Source organism: Flavobacterium sp. UBA4197, assembly GCF_002379575.1.
GTDB lineage: Bacteria > Bacteroidota > Bacteroidia > Flavobacteriales > Flavobacteriaceae > Flavobacterium > Flavobacterium inviolabile.
Map to the genome: position 1 here is coordinate 22,611 of NZ_DFUB01000006.1, position 20,993 is coordinate 43,603.

Here is a 20,993-nt window from a genome sequence, read left to right on the forward strand (position 1 = left end):
TTTGATTGTTATAAGTGTATGGGCTGAAAATAAAAATGTATATAAAAATGTGAATATTGTGTCATTTTAAAGGAATTAATTCTTTTTTGTTGTGTAAAATAGTGATTTTATTTTTAAACATTGCATAATATGTAATAAATTGCATAGCTTTTTTGTTAAAAAATACGAAGTGTAACCTTAATAACGATCGATTTTGAAAATAAAACTACTCTTATTATTAACGGCAACCTTTGCTGTCAGCGGGTATGCACAATGTGTCACAACGATATTTTCTTCGGATGAAAATTCTTTTGCTTTTCGGCCGGATGGCACGTTATGGACATGGGGGAGAAATCAGTACGGACAATTGGGTGACGGGACAAAACAGGAACGATTAGCACCCATTCAGGTTGTATCGGCTGTTGGCTGGAAAGAAATTGCACCGGCACGCATGCATACTGTCGGGTTAAAACAGGACGGCACTTTATGGTCCTGGGGTAATAACGAAGTAGGGCAATTAGGGGCGGGTACTGCTCCGGAAGGGCTGGTTCCCGTTCAGGTGGGAACGGCAACAGACTGGAAAACGATATCCGGAGGAAACCTGCACACATTAGCACTGAAAAATGACGGTACGTTATGGGGCTGGGGCAATAACGGAGCAGGTGAATTGGGGAATTACCAGAATAACACCAATCTTTTTGCACCCACCCAGATAGGAACGGCAAATGACTGGAAGGCAATTTCAGCCTCCTATTTCCGTTCATTTGTCATAAAAAATAACGGTACTTTATGGGGCTGCGGCGGGAATCAGTTCGGTCAGCTTGGAAACGGGAATAATGGCTCTCAGTATGTACTCACACAGATAGGAACCGATAATGACTGGTTAAGAATTTCGGCAGCACGAGGAACTCATACGCTGGCATTGAAAACAAACGGAACCTTGTGGGTTTGGGGACAAAACGACCAGCGGCAATTGGGTGACGGAACCACTACTAATAGAAATACGCCTTTTCAGCTGGGTACAGATACCTGGCTGGATATTGCCAACGGTACATTTCATTCGGTTGCTGTAAAATCAGACGGGACCTTATGGCAATGGGGCAATACAATTGCTACCCAGAACGGGAATAATTCCGTTAACTTACCGGTTCCTACTCAGGTTGGAACGGAGAATGACTGGAAAAGTGTTTCGGCCGGTAGCTTTTGCTCATTTGCAATCAAAAACGATAATTCCCTGTGGGCATGGGGCTATAACGGCAATGGCCGTTTTGGCGACGGAACGACTACAAACCAGCTGCTTCCGAAACTCGTGTTGGGATGTCCGCTGGGAACCGGCGAATTTACGGCTGCGGATCTGAATCTTTATCCGAATCCCGTTAAAGATAAATTGTATTGGGAAAATGCTCCGGCATGGCATCAATATGAAGTATATTCGTTGCTGGGACAGAAAATAAAAGGCGGTGCAATCACTTCCGGAGAACAGGCAATAGGACTTGACAATCTTTCTTCCGGGTTGTATCTCGTTACGTTTTATACCGAAAACGGACAATCCCAGACATTTAAAATACTTAAAGATTAAAATCGCCTGTTAAAGAAAAAAGCCTCAAAGGAACACTTTGGGGCTTTTTTCTTTATAAAAACAATGTTTTGGGACTATTCTTTAGAGTTTTGTGATTTTTGTGAATTGTTTTTTATTGATAGTTTATGAAAAAGTTTGTTTTTCTGTTGTATTATAAAAATTTTAATACATTTGAAATAATATTAATAAATTAAAAATCATTAATTATGAAGCAAAACTATCCCCAGCATTTGTTTTTTACCCCTTTCTTAAAACAGTGCAGCCTGACTGTTTTACTATTTGTTTTTACTGTTGCGGCGAATGCCCAGATTTCCACTTTTCCCTGGATGGAAACATTTGAAGACAGTTCGCCAACCCGCGGCAGCTGGACTCAGATTTATGAAGTGAATAATATGTCATGGACATTTGCTACCTCGCCTTCTACAGGCGGAACAGGAGTGAGTGCTTATGAAGGCGTGAAATTTGCCAATTACCCGGGAACTTCCCATCTTTTTGATAAGACGAAATTAGTGAGCCCGGTATTGAACTTATCCGGTGTGACAAACCCTACGGTAAGTTTCCATTTCAGAAATCCTTATTGGAATCCGGATCAAAACTGGTTGCGAATCTTTTACAGAACTTCTGCTACTTCTGCCTGGGTACAAATTGCAGAATTCCATTCTAATGTTACTGCCTGGACTTCTTCGGGAGATATTGCACTTCCGGATCCTTCTGCAACATATCAGATCGCTGTTGAGGTAGAAACCGATTATGGTTATTCGACTACAGTAGATGCTTTGGTGGTGAATGGTGTTCTTGCAACCAGCGAATTCGAAAAAGCAGCAGTCGTTAAATATTATCCGAATCCGGCAGAAAATGTATTGCATTTTTCCAGTCATGAAACGGTTTCAGACGTAGCGGTGTTTAACCTTTTAGGTCAAAAAGTACTTGAAACGAAAGTGAATGCTAATGAAGGACAAATCGACATTTCCGGTTTGGCCAGCGGTAACTACGTTGTTCAGGCAAATACCGGAGCCGGTAAAGAGACGTTCAAGATGGTTAAAAAATAGTTGAATACAACCTTAAAAAGAAATCCCTCAGGAATTACCTGAGGGATTTTTTATTTTATAATGTTTCTTTTAACCATTTAAAGAATTCACGCTGCCATACCAAAGCATTTTGAGGTTTTGTAACCCAGTGGTTTTCTTCCGGGAAATACATAAAACGGCTCTTAATACCTTTTAGCTGTGCTGCCTGAAAGGCTTCCTGTCCTTGTCCGATCGGCACACGGTAATCTTTTCCTCCCTGGATAATCATGATTGGAGTATTCCAGTTGTTTACCAGTTTTATAGGGTTAAACTGATTGTAAGCCTTTTGTGCAACTACATTGTTTTCCTGCCAGTAAGGCCCGCCATGATCCCAGTTGTTGAAGAATACTTCTTCGGTGGTGCCATACATGCTCTCCAGGTTGTACACACCACAGTGTGAGATGAATGTTTTAAAACGGTTTTTGTGAATACCGGCAAGGTAGAATACCGAATATCCTCCGTAGCTCGCGCCAACAGCTCCCAAACGGGTTTTGTCTACATAAGACTCTTTTGCCATATCGTCAATAGCCGAAAGATAATCGTCCATTACCTGTCCGCCCCAGTCTTTACTGATCTGTTCATTCCACTGCACTCCATGGCCCGGCATACCGCGACGGTTAGGCGCTACAATGATATAACCCTGTGAAGCCATCAGGGAGAAATTCCAACGGAAAGAATAGCTTTGTGTTAAAGCCGATTGCGGTCCGCCCTGACAATATAATAACGTAGGGTATTTTTTAGTCTTGTCGAAGTTTGGCGGTAAAATCACCCATACCAGCATTTTTTTACCGTCTGTTGTGGTTACATACCGTCTTTCGGTTTTACCTAAAGTCAGTTTGCCATAAAGATCGTTGTTAACAGTGGTTAACTGTTTCCATGTTTTTTTCTTTAAATCATAAGCATAAATTTCCGGTGCATGATTCATGTCGGTTCTCGTAACAATAGCATTGTTTCCGGAAACACCAATAAGTTCGCTAACGTCGAAATCACCATTTGTAATTTGCGTCACGCGAACAGCGATTTTAGTCAGTCCCGGGAAGTTTACTTCAAAAAGTTGTTTGGTTCCGTCAACAGCGGCAATGAAATATACCTTTTTACCATCGGCACTCCATTTAAAGCTGTCCACAGTTCCGTCCCAGGCTGCGGTTAAATTGATGTCTTTTTCTTTGTAGCGTACGATAATGTCATTTTTATCGGCCTCATAGCCGTCGCGCTTCATTTGCAGCCACGTTAAGTCACCATTTGGTGAAAGCATCGGATGCGTATCGTATCCCATGTTTTCATCGGTAAGGTTTCTTGTTTTTTTAGTGTTGATGTCATATTCGTACAGATCAGTATTGGTGCTGATCGCATAGTTGGTTCCGTATTGTTTTTTGGAAACATAAATGATTTTTGAACCGTCATGCGACCAGATATAATCTTCATCACCACCGAAAGGTTTTTGAGGTGAATCATACGGTTCGTCTTTCATGATGTCGATCGCTTTTACCTTATCGGCATTTTCAGCATAAAAAACGTGGTTGTGTGTTCCGTCATTCCAGGTATCCCAATGGCGGTAATCCAGTTCGTTATAAATTTGAGCTTCCGATTTTTTTAGTTCCGGATAAAAATCTTTTCCTAATACCCGGGATACTTTTACTTCTTTGTGTGACAGGATGTATTTGCCATCCGGCGACAGGTTTTTGTCGGCAACCAGGTCTTTTACATCCGGAACTTCTGTTGCAACACCGCCATTAACAGGAATGGTGTAGTATTTAGCGTTGGATTTGTTCTCTTCAATAGAAGGAGTTGCCACTTTATAAACAATATTCTTCCCGTCTTTAGAAATCCCGATAGGGGAAAGTCTGCCTAATTTCCAGAGTAAATCCGGTGTTAAGGTCTCTTGTGCTGCGGCTGTTAGTCCCATCATACCAAGGGTTAAAATAAGGAGTTTTTTCATTGGGTATTTATTTTTTTAAAAAGAAACCTTAAAAGTAAACATTTTATTGCTATCCGAAAGGAGGTAGTGCCGTAAAAAAAGCGACCTTATGTAGTTAAGGTCGCTTTCAGGAATCAATCGGTTTTAAACTTATCGCTTGATAAAACGTTTGCTGACAACAGTGTTGTTATCATTTATTTCCAGAATATAATTTCCGGAAGTGATGGTGTTCACATTAACAATATTGTTGTTTATGCTTCCGTTCATTACTTCCTGTCCTAAAAGGTTGAAGATTCGGAACGTTGCTTTTTCTGAAACGGCTGTGATGTTTAAAATATCGCTGGTTGGATTCGGATACAGCTGGATATCGGCTATGGTATTGCCTCTTCCGAAGCCGTCTTCTTTAGCCGCGTTTACGATATTCACCGTGTAATCTTCCACTTCTCCGTAAGAGAAGGCTTCGCAGGCTGTTGGAACAGCATTGTATTTCATCGAAACACGCATTCTGGTCGCGCCGCTCAAAGCCGTAGCCGGAACGGTGAATGAACCGGTTGCCGGTGTGGCAGTAGAAGCGGTTTTGCTCCATACTAATTCTCCGCTGTCGGCAAAATCACCATCCTGGTTATAGTCGATCCAAACGGCATATCCTTCGGAATAAGCGGTACCGGTCCATGTTGGTGTTACCGTAATGGTGTTGGAAGAACTTTTTACAAGATTTGTGGAAATGCTGGTGAAATCGGAATATCCTGTTCCTCCGGTCGAAGCGTTGTTGATGGTTCCTAACTGAACACGCCCGATATATTCGTCGGAAACACTGTTTCCTTTAGAAGTACAATAAGTAACCGGTGTGGTTCCTCCGGTTTGCAGGTTCACGGTATAATCTTCCACTTCTCCGTATGAGAAGGCTTCACATGCTGTTGGAACCCCGTTGTATTTCATTGAAACACGCATTCTGGTTGCTCCGGTAATTGCTGTTGCCGGTATTGTGAAAGTTCCGGTTGCCGGTGTGGCAGTCGAAGCGGTTCTGCTCCAAACCAATTCTCCGGCATCGTCAAAGTCCTTGTCGCCATTATAGTCAATCCATACAGCGAAACCTTCCGCATAGGCCGTTCCGGTCCATGTTGGTGTTACGGTAATGGTATAGGCCGTTCCTTTTGACAGGTTTGTGGAAATACTGGTGAAATCGGAATAACCCGTTCCTCCGGTCGAAGCGTTGTTGATGGTTCCTAACTGCACACGTCCGATATATTCGTCGGCAACGCTGTTTCCTTTAGAGGTACAATACGCAGCAGTAGCCGGCAAGGTGGTTACGTTTACGATGTTGCTTTCTGCAGAGATATTCCCGGCTGCATCTTTTGCTTTTACGGAAAAAGTATAGGCCGTATTCGCAGTAAGTCCGGTAGCAGTATAGGTAGTTGTGGTTACCGTTGTTAACAATGTTGTTCCTCTGTAAACATCATATCCGGTTACGGCTACGTTATCTGTAGCAGCTGTCCAGGAAAGATTGGTTGTGGTTTGCGTTGTTCCGGAAGCGGCTAAGCTTGTTGGCGCAGTAGGAGCCTGAGTATCGCCGCCGGTACCGCCGGTAATGGTAAAGTTTACATTGGAGATATCAAAGAAGATATGATTGGAGCCTTTTACCATGATCCGGTTTTGTGTTCCCGGATTATTCGGTACGGTGATGGCTTGTGTACCGTCGTTTGGTGTTCCTGCCAGTATTGTGATAGGATAGGTATTACCGCCGTCTGTTGATAACAGGATGTCCACATTGGCAGCATTTACACCATTAGCGGTTGTTCCGGCTACATTCCAGGTTACGGTTTGTGTCGAACCGGCTGCCCAGGATACGGCTGTATTGGGTGCGCTTACGGTAAATGGTCCGGCTGTGGCATTAACGGTAACGACCATATCGTCACTGTTGTTTGCCGGTCCGCCGGCGCGATTGTCGCGAACGGTTAAACGGAAGTTCATTGTTCGGGCAACATTTGGTACTGCTTCCCATTTCCATGAGGTGGCTCCGGTTTTAACGGTAGACAGCTGCGGGAAATAACGTACGCCCGATGTGGTTGGTATAAATGATTTAAAAGCTGGTCCGGATGTAGCGGTTACACTCGGGTATGTTGTGGTTGAGGTTCCGGAATTCATTTGTTCCCAGCAGTAGGTCAAAGCATCGCCATTAGCATCGGTTCCGGCTCCGGTTAGCATAAAAGGAGTTCCTTTCGGAATCGTATAGTCGGCTCCGGCATCGGCTGTAGGAACCGCATTTCCGGTTGCGGTATTGGTCTGACAGGTTGTTGTTTTGATATAATTGGTTACCTGCTGTATGCTTACGGCATGGAAGAACGGGTCGCTGTGTGCCTGTACATCGGTTGCTCCGGTAATTCCGGCATAGCCCATGATGGTGGTTCCGCTACCCGGTTCGTTTTGCACACCGGTTCCTTCATTGCTGAATGTAAAGGTGTGGTTCGCACCAAACTGATGTCCCATTTCGTGGGCTACGAAATCAATATCAAAATTGTCACCCACCGGAACGGTACTGGTGGTAAACCCGCTTCCTTTATTGGATTTACAAACACAGCCAATACAGCCGGCATTACCGTTGTTTCCTATAGCCGACATTAAATGCCCGATATCATAGTTGGCTGCTCCGATAACACTGGTTAGGGTGGATTGTAATTCAGAGTTGTAATTGGCATCGGTACTTCCGTACGGATCGCTGCCTGCACTGGTGTAGATTACCGCATCGGTATTGGCAATTAAAACCATCCGTACGCCGAAATCCATTTCAAAAACACCGTTCACACGGGTCATGGTGTTGTTAATAGCGGCTAAGGCCAGGGCTTTTGTTCCGCCATGGTAAGTGGTGTATTCTCCGGTTACAGACATGGCCAGACGGTAAGTCCGCAACGTGCTGTCGTCTGCATTAGGACGTAAAGCTTCCCCGGAGCCGCCAACTTTGGACATGGCATGATCCAGCACTTCACATTCAAATTTTGTAAATCCGGCTACTTTGTCGGAACGTTTGTAAATGGAATATGTTTTTAAATCGGTAGAAAAAGGCTCTATAAAAACCGTTTGCTTATCGGCAGCTGTTCGCATACTCTGGATGCCAAGTGGCGAAACGCTGATGCGGATAATAGCAGACGGATCGTCGACTCCCTGACCAATATATGATTTTATTTCCGGATAACGCGCGGCAAGTTCCGGTGCAAAAACGGAGGCTTCGGTCATGCGGAATCGCTCCAGTTCACCATCGGCATTTGGAAAGGCGATTATTACCGTTGATTTTGCATAGGTTAAGGATCTGTCCGGCGATTTTAACAAGGCTGTTTTTAGTCCGCTGACATCAAGATCAAACAAGTTTTTTGTAGGAAGTGGTGCTCTTTTTTCAAAAGTAGTCTGGCTACTTTTTTTTGAAGACACTTTCCAGAAAGAGTTTCCGCTTTGGGCAAAGGAAAAACTTGTTATTGCTAATAAAGCAAACGAAAGTAATTTACGCTTCATAAGTTGGTAGTGTTTTAGGTTAATTCATGGTATAACAAAGGTATTTTAACATTTTAATTTAATTAAAATAAAAAAGCGCATAAGTGAACCTTATCTTAATCTTATCTTTTTGTTTTGGTAAATTGGTATAGGGGGCTTTTTTTTAAATTAGTTGTAAAAAAAGAAGCCAAAAGAGGGTGTTAAATTCGCTTTTTATGAAAACAGGGGCGGAAAGTTTGGAAAAATATAACTATTTTCACGGACTAAAATTATCGGCACGTGAAAAGTAACAACAAACTGTTTATTGCGATTATCATATCATTAATATTAGGGATACTTCTGGGGTTTCTGGTAAACGCTTTCGGAAAAGGAAATACGCTGCGGTATACCCCTGCAAAACAAGGTGAAGATGAACTTGTTTTTTTAACAAATGATGGGGTAAAACATACTCAAAAAGTGTTTGTCGTAAAAGACAGTCTTGAATATAAAGAATTCCAAAAAACGCTTGCTCCGGATGCTGAGGTGATGCCTTTGGTGGTGACCGGAAAAAAGATCGCTTTTGTTCCTGCAATTCTGGCAAAGAACAACAATTTAAAGTTAGATAAAACGTTTAAGTCAAAAAACGAATCGGTTACCGCAATCGATAATATTGATTCGTTTTCTGAGAAGATAAAATTACTGGGAACGATTTTTATCCGTCTGGTTCAGATGATTATCGCACCGTTAGTATTTTCCACACTTGTGGTGGGGATTGCCAAAATGGGCGATATGAAAATGGTAGGCCGTGTAGGTGCAAAGGCAATGGGATGGTTTATTTCGGCTTCCCTGATGTCGTTACTGTTGGGGATGATCCTGGTAAACTGGCTTAAACCCGGGAAAGGAACATCCATTCAAATGGAAGACACTTCATCGGCGGGAGAGTTATTGGAAAAAACACAGTCTTTTTCATTGGAAGAGTTTGTGAAACACGTGGTTCCGAAAAGTATTTTTGAAGCGATGGCAACCAATGAGATTTTACAGATTGTAATTTTCTCGATCCTGTTCGGAATTGCGCTGGCATCATTGGGCCGTGTGGCGAAACCGATGATCAAATCACTGGATGTTATTTCGCATGTTATTTTAAAAATGGTTACCTATATTATGTGGGTAGCGCCTTTGGGAGTTTTTGGAGCAGTGGCGGCGGCAGTAGCCAGTTACGGATTCGAGATCTTCGGGCTTTATGCCAAATATTTACTGGATTTTGCAATAGGAATAGCTTTACTGTGGGTAGTATTGCTAACCGTTGGCTATATTATTTTAGGAAAACGTCTTTGGGAATTACTGCGACGCATTAAGAGTCCGTTGCTGATTGCCTTTTCTACGACAAGCAGTGAAGCGGTTTTCCCGAAACTGGTTGAAGAGCTGGAGCGTTTTGGCTGTCAGAGCAGAATCGTGTCTTTTACCTTACCATTGGGATATTCGTTTAATCTTGACGGTAGTATGATGTATATGACCTTTGCCAGTATTTTTATTGCCCAGGTTTATGGTATTGATATGCCAATAGAAAAACAATTGACCATGCTTCTGGTATTGATGTTAACCAGTAAAGGCGTTGCCGGAGTACCCAGAGCATCCCTGATTGTGGTAGTTGCCACCTGTGCGATGTTCGGAATCCCGCCGGAAGGTATTGCATTGATCCTGCCAATTGACCATTTCTGCGATATGGCAAGAAGTATGACAAACGTATTGGGTAATGCCTTGGCTACTACAGCAGTAGATAAATGGGAAACAAGCGAATAAAACGAAAACGAATATTATAAAAAAGACACAAAAAAATTATGGAAGGCTTTAAGTGGACACAATTGTTGAACCCTGAATTTTATATTAACTTAGAAATAGGAGGGCATCACATTGGTATTTATGTAGTATTGTTTATCGTTTTTGCAGAAACCGGTTTATTTGCCGGATTCTTTTTGCCGGGTGACAGCCTGTTATTCCTTTCCGGAATTTACAGCGAAGTATTAATGAAAGAGCTTTTTGATATTAAAGGCGATTTTGCCAATGTGGCTTTGCTTTCTACTTTGGTAGCGATATCCGGAATTATCGGAAATATATTCGGGTATTGGTTTGGTGCAAAAAGCGGCCACTTCCTGTACTCTAAAGAAGATAACTTTTGGTTTAAGAAAAAATACCTGATTCAATCCCGTTTGTTTTTTGAAAAACACGGAGGAAGAGCAATCATATTTGCCCGTTTTTTACCAATCCTGAGAACATTTGCTCCTATTGTAGCCGGGATTGTGAGAATGGAGAAAAAGAAATTTATGTTCTATAACATCGTAAGCTCGGTGTTATGGTCGTTTGTACTGATCTTCTCAGGACATTACCTGTATCGTTATTTGCTGGACAATCACAACCTGGATCTGAAAGCGAATATTGAATACATCATCATCATCATTATTGTGGTATCGACGTCACCTTTGGCGATCAATTACTTTAAAAACAAAATAAAAGAGAAAAGAAGCTAATGCTTAACCTTAGTTATTGGGAAGTAAAGAACTGGTTTTCCAATGTGGATTATACCGTGGTAGGAAGCGGAATCGTTGGCCTTCATACCGCCTTACGGCTTCGTGAAAAATTTCCCGATAGCAAGATCATCATACTCGAAAAAGGGCCGCTTCCGCAGGGAGCCAGCACTAAAAATGCCGGCTTTGCCTGTTTTGGCAGTCTTTCGGAAATTATTGAGGATTTAAAAAATCATACCGAAGAAGAGGTTATCGGACTCATCCAAAAACGCTGGCAAGGGCTGCAAATGCTCCGCAAACGGCTGGGTGATTCCGTGATTGACTTTAAGCCTTATGGCGGTTATGAACTCTTTTTACAAGATGATGAAGCTTCGTATACAGAATGCCTGCAAAAACTGCCTTTTATAAATGAGGTATTAAAACCGCTCTTTCGTGCGGATGTTTTTTCAAAAGAAGTAGACCGTTTTGATTTTAAAGGCATTCAGGAATACCTGATCTTTAACCCTTTTGAAGGGCAGATCGATACCGGTAACATGATGCAGGCACTGCTGAAAGAAGCCGTTGTAAACAATATACTTATTTTAAATTACCAGACGGTTTCCGGTTATCATGATAACGGAAACGGGGTTGAAGTGAACACGAATGACTTTGTTTTTACCACAAAGAAATTGCTGTTTGCGACCAACGGATTTGCCGGAACGCTCACTAACGGTGCCGTTCGTCCGGCAAGGGCACAGGTACTGATCACAGCGCCCATCCCGAATTTAGATATCCGGGGAACTTTTCATATAGACAGCGGTTATTATTATTTCCGGAATATCGGCGACAGGATTCTTTTTGGCGGCGGACGAAATCTGGACTTTGAAGGAGAGACTACCACGCAATTCGGGGAAACAGAATTAATTCAAAACCGATTGGAAACATTGTTAAAAAATGTAATTTTGCCCGGTCAGGAAGTCTGTATCGAACATCGCTGGAGTGGTATTATGGGAATGGGTTCCCATAAAAACCCAATAGTACAGCAATTGTCACAAAACGTATATTGCGGGGTTCGTCTGGGCGGAATGGGTGTCGCTATCGGCAGTTTAATTGGTAAGGAATTAGCAGATTTAATATAAAAACATGGTGAAAAAATACTTGGTCAGCAAAGCCTTATTTGCATTTTTATTTCTTTTTTCTCAAACTAATATGCAATCTCAGCATAATGCAGTATTGGATATTTCAGGGAATTATAAGGTAACTAACGTATATAATTTTTGGCAATTAAAATATAAACCAACGTCAGACTCTGTCTATACTCAGATTAATTCAAATATAAATAGTAATTCCTATACATTAAGGTTAAATCCATTTGTAAAAATGGATTTTTCTGTAAAGAGCCTGATGGCTTATTGGTGGAGTGAATGGTCGGAACCCGTTACGGTAAACGAAGAATATGATTTGATAAGTAAATCTACCGGATATAGCTATGATTTTAATTCTTCGGCTATTAGTGAAGGATGGAGAGGATACAGATTAGAAAATACAACGTCGATTAATGGTAGTAATATCTTAGAAACAAATTTTTTATATAATGGTACAGCCGGAAAATCATTATTTTATTCATGGAGTGGAGATCGTGGGTTAATGTTGGTGTCTCCGAAAATCACAGATTTGGCTACTGATAAGAAGTTTTCATTTTACGTGGCTACATCGAATAGTTCAAAAGTTATTTATGGGACAATAACCAATCCGTATGATCCATCGACATTTCATCCTTTAAAAACAGTTACTTATAATAATGGAAGTGCTTTTGTGAAGGAGACTGTATTTATGAATAATTATAATTCTGAAGACCAGTATATTGCTGTTAAAAGTTCAGGGAATAACGGAACGGTTTATTTTGATGATTTTAGTTATGAACAGTCTGTTAATTGTTTCGATCTTACAAATGTCAATGTTTCTGATATTTCACAGCATACAGCTCAATTAAATTTTACAGCTTCAGGACAAGATGCCCGGGAAGTAAGTTTAAAGAATTTAAAAAATGGGATCACAAATGTTTTCACAACGACTAATTATCCGGTTGTTCTTGAAAATTTATCCGGAAATACGAATTACGAAGTGAAAATCAGAGCTAATTGCGGAGGAGGTCTATATTCAAACTGGTCATCTGTAATTCCTTTTACAACGATATGTACTCCTTTGACAGAAGGATATTCAACTTCTTTTTTGGAAACGGAATATTTAGATCCATGTTGGACAGGTTTAACACAAGGGAGCGGCAGTATTAGTCAGATTTCGACAAATTTATATCTTTCTGTTCTGCCCAGAACAGGCAGTAAACTAATAAATATTAATATTGGTGGGTCAACAGCAGATCAAAAAGCTTACCTTATTACACCTTACATACAGGATTTAGATGATAATAAAAAAATAGCGTTCTATTTAATATCGAACGGATTTAATAATTATAATTCTCATCCTATTATCATTGGAACCATGTCCAATCCAAATGAAGAGACAACTTTTACTCCTCTTAAAACCATTGCGCCAGGTGAAATGAATGAAATAGGAGGGCAGCATAAGAACAGGTATTGGAAAAAGCATATAGTATATCTTGATAATTATAACAATGAATTGAATCATCATTATATCGCTTTGAAAGTAGGTATCGATCCAATGGACTATCTTAATTCAGGAGGTAATTTTTTTATCGACGATTTTGTATACGGGAATATTCCTGACTGTAAGGAGCCTACAAATTTAAATGTTACTATGACCGATTATAATTCTGCCATAGTAAAATGGGATGATTATGATAATCCGGTTCATGAATGGCAGATTGAGTACGGGCCGACCGGATTCCTGTCAGGGACGGGTACATTGATAACGGTGAACTCAAATCCGTTTCAGATCAATCAATTGTCAGGGAATACAGAATATGATTTTTATGTGAGAACTAAATGTGGTGCAAACTTTAGTAGTTGGTCAGATAGAGGTTATTTTAAAACAAGATGTGAAGGAATTGTTTCAGGATACAGTATTGATTTTGAGAATGATGATTTTGAAGTAAACAATTCTTGCTGGAGGAGATTGACACCACAATTTACGAATAGATACTGGAATGAAAACATATTTATAAAAGTAGCTCAGAATGTTCCGGGGCAACCCATAAGTACACATTCCGGAGTTAAGGCCATTATGCATAGAAATCAAATAAATGCACCTGATCCAAATGTCAGTGCGAAAAATATTCTGGTAACACCAAGACTAATTGATTTTGATAACTTCAAAAAAATATCCTTTTGGATGTATTGCAAACAAAATAGTTATGCCTTATTTAAAGGATTAACAATAGGAACGTTATCAGATCCGAATGATTATACAACATTTACGCCTTTTCGCGATATTTCAGGCACATTTGTTGAAAATCAATGGAAGGAATATACCGTTGATTTTTCAGGGTATAGCGGACAAGATAAATATATTGGAATCAGGCAAAAATCAACAAACGGAGATTATATAATATATTTGGACGATTTCAGGTATTATTCGGTTGAATGTGCTACGCCAACAGGCTTAAGAGCATATCAGTCGGGTAATAACAGTGTAAAGATGGAGTGGACTACTAATCAAACAGCTAATATAGATTCCTGGGAGATTGAATATGGTTCAATGGGATTCACTCCTGGTTCCGGAACGGTTATTTCTGTAAATTCAAATCCTTATCAACTGGAAGGATTGATACCATTCGCTAAATATGAGTTTAGAGTTAGAAATAATTGCGGAAATGGTATTTATGGTGACTGGAGTGAAAAATATGCTTTCAGAAATTCCTGTGCGGTTTCAACGCCTTTTTCCGAAAATTTTGATCAGTATAATGCTTCAGAGAATAATACGCCGTCTGGTATTCAAAATTTTTGTTGGACTCCTTCAAATGCTAATGTTGCCGGACTACTAAAATATGTTCCATTTGAAACTATTAATAGTAATCCTAATGCAGCCCAATTGAGTTATTATGGCAATAATGCAGCCTCCGGAATACATCATAAACCCGGAATGCTGTCATCTCCTTATTTAGCTGATTTTGGTAATGATAAGCGTGTTAAATTTTGGGCTAAAAGAGATGGCGGAGAAACAAATCTAATTGTAGGGACTATTGAAAATCCATTGGATTATACAACTTTTGAGCCTTATACAACTATAAGTTTGAATGATATTCCGCTTGTTGGAAAAGAATTTAATATTGATTTTTCTAATTATTCCGGAACAAATAAGCATATTGCATTTTTACACGGAGGAAATGATACTTATACTTATATATTTATCGATGATATCTATTATGATGTAATTCCTCTCTGTTTAGAGCCTACTAATATTTTAGCAAAAAACGTAAATAGTGATTCTGCATTGATTGTTTACGATTATGTTCAGAATTCACAGATCGAATTTGGACCAACAGGCTTTGCTATGGGAACCGGAACAATAGTTTCCAATTCCGGAAGCGAGATACTTATTTCTGGGCTAATTCCTAATACCGGATATGATTACTATGTGAAAACAATATGCGGATTAACAGGAGAAAGTATTATTGTGGGACCTAAAAAATTTAGAACAACATGCGAAGAAGTGATTAGTCTGCCATGGGGAGAGAATTTTAATTCAATGCCTTCTTATGGCAATAATATCTTACCGAATTGTTTTAAAACGATAAATCCTGAATTTGTATCCATGAATGTTCCGCAACAACTCACACCTGGTTCAGGAGGTTACAGCTTTGATTATTTATTAACCGGTTATGGTGATACATCCTATATCTGGTTTAATAACGGAACCATCTCTCAGTATTTTTTCACGCCACTTTTTAGATTAACTGCAGGTACTACATACACATTTAGTATGAAAACAAGGGTTAGCTATCAATATGGGAATCATTTTTTATATTCAAGTGTTGGTAGAGGAAATACCAATGAAGCAATGGAAACTGAACTGGAAAAATCAGCATTAATGTATGAGTATGCATATGGAGACAATAAATTCGTATTTACTCCTATTGTTTCAGGTGACTATAGTTTTAAATTCAAATTCGGTATGAGTTCTAATAGTATAAATTGCGTGATGGACCAATTCAGGTTAGATGAGGGATATACCAATACAATAGTAACAAATAATGAATTTTTTGATTTCCAGTATGGAGCTAACGATAAGGTAATTTTAGAAAGTACAGAATATGCTAAAATATTAAATTCGCCCGATCCTGAAAATTCTTCAAACAAACTTTTAGTGATGAGAGGAAGTAGTAATCCGGCTGTATGGAAAACCGGACAGAATGTGTGGGAAAATAACGGGAGCAATATTACAAAGGTTAATATGAAAATTATTCCTAATGCCATGACGTCATTATATATGCGATTTGATTTAAAGCAAACCTATATTGATAATAATAATGAATCGATGTTCAGAGTGGTTGTTAATGGTAATGTATTAGGTAATGTTCTTAAACCGGTTACTGCAAATCAGGATAATTTCGAAACATTTGAATTTGATTTATCACCATATTTGGGTACAGATATTAAAATTTCTCTTCAACACATAGGAAAATCAAATGCAGGAACGGGAGATAATGCTTTGTTAGATAATCTGACTTTTTCACCATACACACTTTCTGATGAAAAATTCGCTTTTAAGGATTTGAAAGTTTTTCCAAATCCGACAAACAATATCCTGACGATTCAAAATAATGAAGTGCTAACCGGCATTGAAATTGTAAATATTAGCGGGCAGGTCTTATATGCTTCTAAATTTGATATGACAGAAGTTAAATTAGATTTATCAGACTATTCAAGTGGAGTTTATTTTGTTAGAATTACTTCAAATGAAAAAAGAAAACTAATTAAGGTTATAAAAAACTAATAATTGTTTTAATAGAATAATGGCAGTAAAAAAAGCATCAAAAACAAATACCAGCACAAAGCCAAAAGGAGAAAAAAGAAGTTTTATGAATAAAGTAGTCCGTTTTTGTATCAAAGCGTTTCTATGGTTCTTCGCTTTATCCTTATTTTTTGTAGTACTCTTTAAGTTCGTTCCGGTTCCTTTTACACCTTTAATGGTTATCCGGGCAATAGAGAACAAAGAATCCGATGCCAAAGTGGAGCACAGCCACGACTGGGTTCCGCTGGAAGATATTTCTGAAAATTTACAAAAAGCAGTTATTGCAAGTGAAGACGGTAATTTTTTAATACATAGCGGTTTTGATTTTAAGGCGATGCAAAAAGCATTCGACAGCAATCAGAAAGGACGTAAATTAAAAGGAGGCAGCACAATTTCGCAGCAAACGGCAAAAAATGTTTTCCTCTGGCAGGGAAGAAGTTACCTGCGAAAAGGACTGGAAGCTTATTTTACCGTATTGATAGAACTTATCTGGGGTAAAGAACGCATTATGGAGGTGTATCTGAACAGTATCGAAATGGGTAACGGAGTTTATGGCGCTCAGGCAGCATCGGAATTCTGGTACGGAAAAGATGCTAAAAACCTCTCTAAATATGAGGCCGCGGGAATTGCCGCGATTCTTCCGAATCCCCGAAAATTTAAAGCCTCTAATTCTTCTTCCTATATTAACAAAAGAAAAGACAGGATCGTAAGGGTAATGCGCCATATCGGCAAACTGGAATATTAGCATTATACCGGCTAAATATAAAAAAGCGGATGCTACCAGAGTAACATCCGCTTTTTACAATTATTACAGCGTTGTTTCTTAGTTGCTCGCAGCAAATTCGTTTACTTTGATAATCGTTACAGCTGCGTCATTTACTTCATGCCAGTTTCCTTTGTCGTCTGCATAAGCGTAGTTTGCAGTACCGGATTGCCAGTCAGCTTCCAATACCATTCTTAATTTGGTGTTTGGTAAAATAACCGGACCAATTCCTGCATGTGGAGGGAAATTGAAATGAGGATATCCTTCTGCAACAACTAAAATATGTGTTTCTTTAGGCATTACAGTCATATAAGTAAAATCGCCGCGTAATTCTGTGAATACGTTTAACGGAGGATTAACCGTAGGATTGCGAACAACACCTTTTCCGGTAACGGATTTTCCCGGAGTGTTTACTGCTAAATGTACGTCAAATGTAGGAGCTCCAAGGTTAGGAGATGCGATACGGTACGATACGATAAATAAACCTGTTTCAGTTTTCATAATGTTATTGATTTGAGATTAGGATAACAAATTTCAGTTGTTTTCAAATCCCGTTTCAGCGTAAAAATACGGTTTGTTGTTTTTAGGTAAAAGCACGTAGTAATTGACTGGTATTAAAATTGTTAGGGAATTGTAAAGAAAAATGTTGCTATGTTTGATTGTAACATTTTTTTGAAGTGATCGTCTAATTATAAAATCAAAAAACGAAACAATTATGCAGGCACATGAAATCGATTACCAAATTTTTGGTGAAGAAATGCAATATGTAGAAATAGAACTTGATCCGCAGGAAGTTGTAGTAGCTGAGGCGGGCAGTTTTATGATGATGGACAACGGTATTAAAATGGAAACGATCTTCGGCGACGGTTCCGTACAGCAGCAGTCGGGCATTTTCGGGAAACTATTATCAGCGGGAAAAAGGGTGCTGACAGGCGAAAGTTTGTTTATGACGGCTTATACGAATCAGAATAACGGAAAAAGCAAGATTTGTTTTGCCTCTCCATATCCGGGAAAAATCGTAGCCATCGATTTAATGAAATACGGCGGGAAATTCATCTGCCAGAAAGATTCTTTCCTTTGTGCGGCCAAAGGTGTTGCCATCGGGATTGACTTTTCAAGAAAATTAGGAACCGGACTTTTCGGAGGTGAAGGTTTTATCATGCAAAAACTGGAAGGAGACGGAATGGCATTTGTACATTCCGGGGGAACACTGGCACGAAAAGAATTGCAGGCCGGTGAAATACTAAAAGTAGATACCGGATGTATCGTTGGTTTTACCAAAGATATCGATTATGATATTGAATTTATCGGAGGGATAAAGAACTCCATTTTTGGAGGGGAAGGATTGTTTTTTGCGACACTTCGCGGACCGGGGATTGTGTATGTACAATCGTTACCGTTTAGCCGTCTGGCCGACAGAATTATTGCTTCTGCCCCGAGAGCCGGAGGAAAGAGCCGGGAAGAAGGAAGCCTTTTGGGCGGATTAGGGAACCTGCTTGACGGTGATAACCGTTTTTAATACGGTCATTTTTTCTATTTATTTGGTTATATAATGAAAAACGCACTTCAATTGAAGTGCGTTTTTATTTTTATGGAATCCGCTTATTACTTTTTCAGGTTTGGCAATTTTGTGATGCCCATGTTGAAAAGGGTGAAAGCCTGGATGTCTACATTTTCCTGGATAGTAGCCGCTACCGATTTTCCGGCACCGTGACCGGCGTTAATGTCGATACGGATCAATACCGGATTTGTTCCGGTTTGTTTCTCCTGTAATTCTGCAGCAAATTTAAAGCTGTGTGCCGGAACAACACGGTCGTCATGATCGCCAGTAGTAACCATAGTTGCCGGATATTGTACGCCAGCTTTTACATTGTGAACCGGAGAATATCCTTTCAGGTAATTGAACATTTCTTTGTTGTCTTCCGCCGTTCCGTAATCGTAAGCCCATCCTGCTCCGGATGTAAACGTATGATAACGCAGCATGTCCATTACACCCACAGCCGGTAAAGCGACTTTTATAAGGTCCGGACGCTGGGTCATGGTTGCTCCTACCAATAATCCGCCATTAGATCCTCCGCGGATCGCTAAGAAATCTTTAGACGTATATTTTTGAGCGATCAGGTATTCACCCGCAGCGATAAAATCGTCAAATACATTTTGCTTTTGCAATTTCGTACCGGCATCATGCCATTTTTTACCATATTCACCACCACCGCGTAAGTTTGGTACAGCATAAACACCGCCATTTTCCAGCCATACCGCATTGGCAATGCTGAAACTTGGGGTTAAGCTCACGTTGAATCCGCCATATCCGTAAAGGATCGTCGGGTTCTTACCATCCAGTTTTAATCCTTTTTTATGGGTGATAATCATCGGGATTTTAGTACCGTCTTTTGAGGTATAGAATACTTGTTTGGAAACATAGTCCTCACTGTTAAAATCTACTTTTGGTTTTTGGTATACCGTCGATTTTCCGGTGTTCGGATCGAAAGCATACGTAGTTCCCGGTGTGATATAATTGGTGAAAGAATAGTATAATGTTTTCGCATCTTTTTTGCCTCCGAAACCTCCGGCACTACCTACGCCCGGTAATTGTACTTCACGAACTAATTTTCCGCTGTAGTCGTATTGTTTTACAATAGAAACAGCATCTTTCATATAATTGGCAAAGAAATAACCGCTACCAGTAGACGGAGAAAGTACATTTTCTGTTTCGGCAATAAAGTTTTTCCAGTTTTCCGGTTTCGGATTGTTAATGTCAACCGTTACAATACGTCTGTTTGGCGCGTTTAAATTGGTAACGATGAATAGTTTTGTTCCTTCGTTTTCAATGATGTAGTTGTCGCTGTTAAAGTTGTCTACTATAGTAACGATAGGACTGTTCGGATTTGAAAGGTCTTTAATGTATAATTCGTTTCCGGATGTAGATGTTGAAGCGGTAATTACTAAATATTTATCATCTTCGGTAACGGCACCACCTACATATCTTCTTTTCTGATCCAGTCCGAAGATCACTTTATCTTCTTTTTGAGAAGTTCCCAATTTATGGAAATACAGCTTGTGCTGGTCTGTTTTAGCCGATAGTTCACTTCCGGCCGGTTTGTCGTAACTGGAATAGTAGAAACCTTCATTTCCTCTCCAGGATACACCGCTGAATTTTACATCAACCAAAGTATCTTCAATTATTTTTTTGGTAAGGGCATCCATGATGATCACCTTTCTCCAGTCGCTTCCGCCTTCAGAAATCGCATAGGCCACTTTTGAGCCGTCTTTAGAAAAATCAAGACCGCCTAAAGAAGTCGTTCCGTCTTTTGAAAAGGTGTTCGGATCCAGAAATATTTCTTCTTTACCGGCAGCATCTTTGCGGTACAATACCGACTGGTTTTGCAAACCGTTATTTTTATAGTAGTAAGTGTAATTTCCTTCTTTAAAAGGAGCACCTATTTTTTCGTAGTTCCACAATTTTTCCATTCTCGCTTTTAAAGCATTACGAAAAGGAATCTGCTCTAAATAATTGTAGGTAACCTTATTTTCAGCTTTAACCCATGCTTCGGTTTCGGCAGCGCGGTCATCTTCAAGCCATCTGTAAGGATCATTTACTTTAGTGCCGAAATACGTATCAACGGTTTCAACTTTTTTGGTTTCCGGGTATTTTAGCTTACCCGTACTTTTGGACGTTTGTGCATTCATAGATAAACTGCAAACCACAACTATGGCTGTTATTGTTTTTTTCATCAGTTTTTTTAACAAAAATAAGGAAACAATTGTTATCGTTTCGTTAAAATCAAAA

The 20,993-nt window shown here is 39.8% G+C and carries 12 protein-coding genes; 8 read left to right on the top strand and 4 right to left on the bottom strand.

Annotated elements, in window-relative coordinates; all coding sequences use genetic code 11:
- Positions 1-193: 193 nt before the first annotated feature.
- Positions 194-1,558: a T9SS type A sorting domain-containing protein gene (locus B3394_RS02725; protein ID WP_286912789.1), complete on the top strand. Its 1,365-nt coding sequence runs from the start codon at positions 194-196 to the stop codon at positions 1,556-1,558.
- Between the two features lie 206 nt (positions 1,559-1,764).
- Entirely contained in the window at positions 1,765-2,607 is an 843-nt protein-coding gene (locus B3394_RS02730; protein WP_273244367.1) for a T9SS type A sorting domain-containing protein, read from the top strand.
- A gap of 55 nt (positions 2,608-2,662) precedes the next feature.
- Here the strand turns inward: B3394_RS02730 and B3394_RS02735 are convergent, their stop codons facing one another.
- Positions 2,663-4,564 (bottom strand): S9 family peptidase, encoded by a 1,902-nt coding sequence (locus tag B3394_RS02735; protein WP_286912792.1) that lies wholly within the window; start codon positions 4,562-4,564, stop codon positions 2,663-2,665.
- 129 nt (positions 4,565-4,693) lie between these two features.
- A complete protein-coding gene (locus B3394_RS02740; RefSeq protein WP_286912793.1) occupies positions 4,694-8,047 on the bottom strand; it encodes a GEVED domain-containing protein in 3,354 nt (1,117 codons plus the stop codon).
- A gap of 258 nt (positions 8,048-8,305) precedes the next feature.
- Here B3394_RS02740 and B3394_RS02745 point away from each other — a divergent pair, with 258 nt between their 5' ends.
- The 5 genes from B3394_RS02745 to mtgA are packed head-to-tail and all read left to right on the top strand — an operon-like array spanning position 8,306 to position 17,185.
- Positions 8,306-9,805, top strand: coding sequence for a dicarboxylate/amino acid:cation symporter (locus B3394_RS02745; protein ID WP_273244372.1), 1,500 nt, complete (start codon positions 8,306-8,308; stop codon positions 9,803-9,805).
- Positions 9,806-9,843: 38 nt separating this feature from the next.
- Positions 9,844-10,530: a DedA family protein gene (locus B3394_RS02750; RefSeq protein WP_177730424.1), complete on the top strand. Its 687-nt coding sequence runs from the start codon at positions 9,844-9,846 to the stop codon at positions 10,528-10,530.
- Positions 10,530-11,645, top strand: a complete 1,116-nt coding sequence (locus B3394_RS02755; RefSeq protein WP_286912794.1) for an NAD(P)/FAD-dependent oxidoreductase — start codon at positions 10,530-10,532, stop codon at positions 11,643-11,645. Before B3394_RS02750 ends, B3394_RS02755 begins: the two co-directional genes overlap by 1 nt.
- A gap of 4 nt (positions 11,646-11,649) precedes the next feature.
- The gene (locus B3394_RS02760; protein WP_286912795.1) at positions 11,650-16,422 is read left to right on the top strand and encodes a T9SS-dependent choice-of-anchor J family protein; all 4,773 of its coding nucleotides are present in this window, start codon (positions 11,650-11,652) and stop codon (positions 16,420-16,422) included.
- Between the two features lie 19 nt (positions 16,423-16,441).
- Complete coding sequence (mtgA, locus tag B3394_RS02765) at positions 16,442-17,185, top strand: monofunctional biosynthetic peptidoglycan transglycosylase (RefSeq protein WP_177730418.1); 744 nt, start codon at positions 16,442-16,444, stop codon at positions 17,183-17,185.
- A gap of 78 nt (positions 17,186-17,263) precedes the next feature.
- Here the strand turns inward: mtgA and B3394_RS02770 are convergent, their stop codons facing one another.
- The gene (locus B3394_RS02770) at positions 17,264-17,704 is read right to left on the bottom strand and encodes a DUF1842 domain-containing protein (protein WP_218618737.1); all 441 of its coding nucleotides are present in this window, start codon (positions 17,702-17,704) and stop codon (positions 17,264-17,266) included.
- 214 nt (positions 17,705-17,918) lie between these two features.
- Here B3394_RS02770 and B3394_RS02775 point away from each other — a divergent pair, with 214 nt between their 5' ends.
- The gene (locus B3394_RS02775) at positions 17,919-18,722 is read left to right on the top strand and encodes a TIGR00266 family protein (protein ID WP_177730416.1); all 804 of its coding nucleotides are present in this window, start codon (positions 17,919-17,921) and stop codon (positions 18,720-18,722) included.
- Positions 18,723-18,808: 86 nt separating this feature from the next.
- On the opposite strand, the gene B3394_RS02780 is transcribed toward B3394_RS02775, so the two are convergent.
- Positions 18,809-20,893: a prolyl oligopeptidase family serine peptidase gene (locus B3394_RS02780; protein ID WP_273244592.1), complete on the bottom strand. Its 2,085-nt coding sequence runs from the start codon at positions 20,891-20,893 to the stop codon at positions 18,809-18,811.
- Between the last annotated feature and the right edge of the window lie 100 nt (positions 20,894-20,993).

Excerpts from the sequence above, each read along its gene's own strand:
- B3394_RS02755 (WP_286912794.1), top strand. The coding sequence starts at position 10,530 with ATGCTTAACCTTAGTTATTGGGAAGTAAAGAACTGGTTTTCCAATGTG.
- B3394_RS02750 (WP_177730424.1), top strand. The coding sequence starts at position 9,844 with ATGGAAGGCTTTAAGTGGACACAATTGTTGAACCCTGAATTTTATATT.
- B3394_RS02740 (WP_286912793.1), bottom strand. The coding sequence starts at position 8,047 with ATGAAGCGTAAATTACTTTCGTTTGCTTTATTAGCAATAACAAGTTTT.
- mtgA (WP_177730418.1), top strand. The coding sequence starts at position 16,442 with ATGGCAGTAAAAAAAGCATCAAAAACAAATACCAGCACAAAGCCAAAA.
- B3394_RS02780 (WP_273244592.1), bottom strand. The coding sequence starts at position 20,893 with ATGAATGCACAAACGTCCAAAAGTACGGGTAAGCTAAAATACCCGGAA.
- B3394_RS02775 (WP_177730416.1), top strand. The coding sequence starts at position 17,919 with ATGCAGGCACATGAAATCGATTACCAAATTTTTGGTGAAGAAATGCAA.
- B3394_RS02730 (WP_273244367.1), top strand. The coding sequence starts at position 1,765 with ATGAAGCAAAACTATCCCCAGCATTTGTTTTTTACCCCTTTCTTAAAA.
- B3394_RS02770 (WP_218618737.1), bottom strand. The coding sequence starts at position 17,704 with ATGAAAACTGAAACAGGTTTATTTATCGTATCGTACCGTATCGCATCT.
- B3394_RS02735 (WP_286912792.1), bottom strand. The coding sequence starts at position 4,564 with ATGAAAAAACTCCTTATTTTAACCCTTGGTATGATGGGACTAACAGCC.
- B3394_RS02760 (WP_286912795.1), top strand. The coding sequence starts at position 11,650 with ATGGTGAAAAAATACTTGGTCAGCAAAGCCTTATTTGCATTTTTATTT.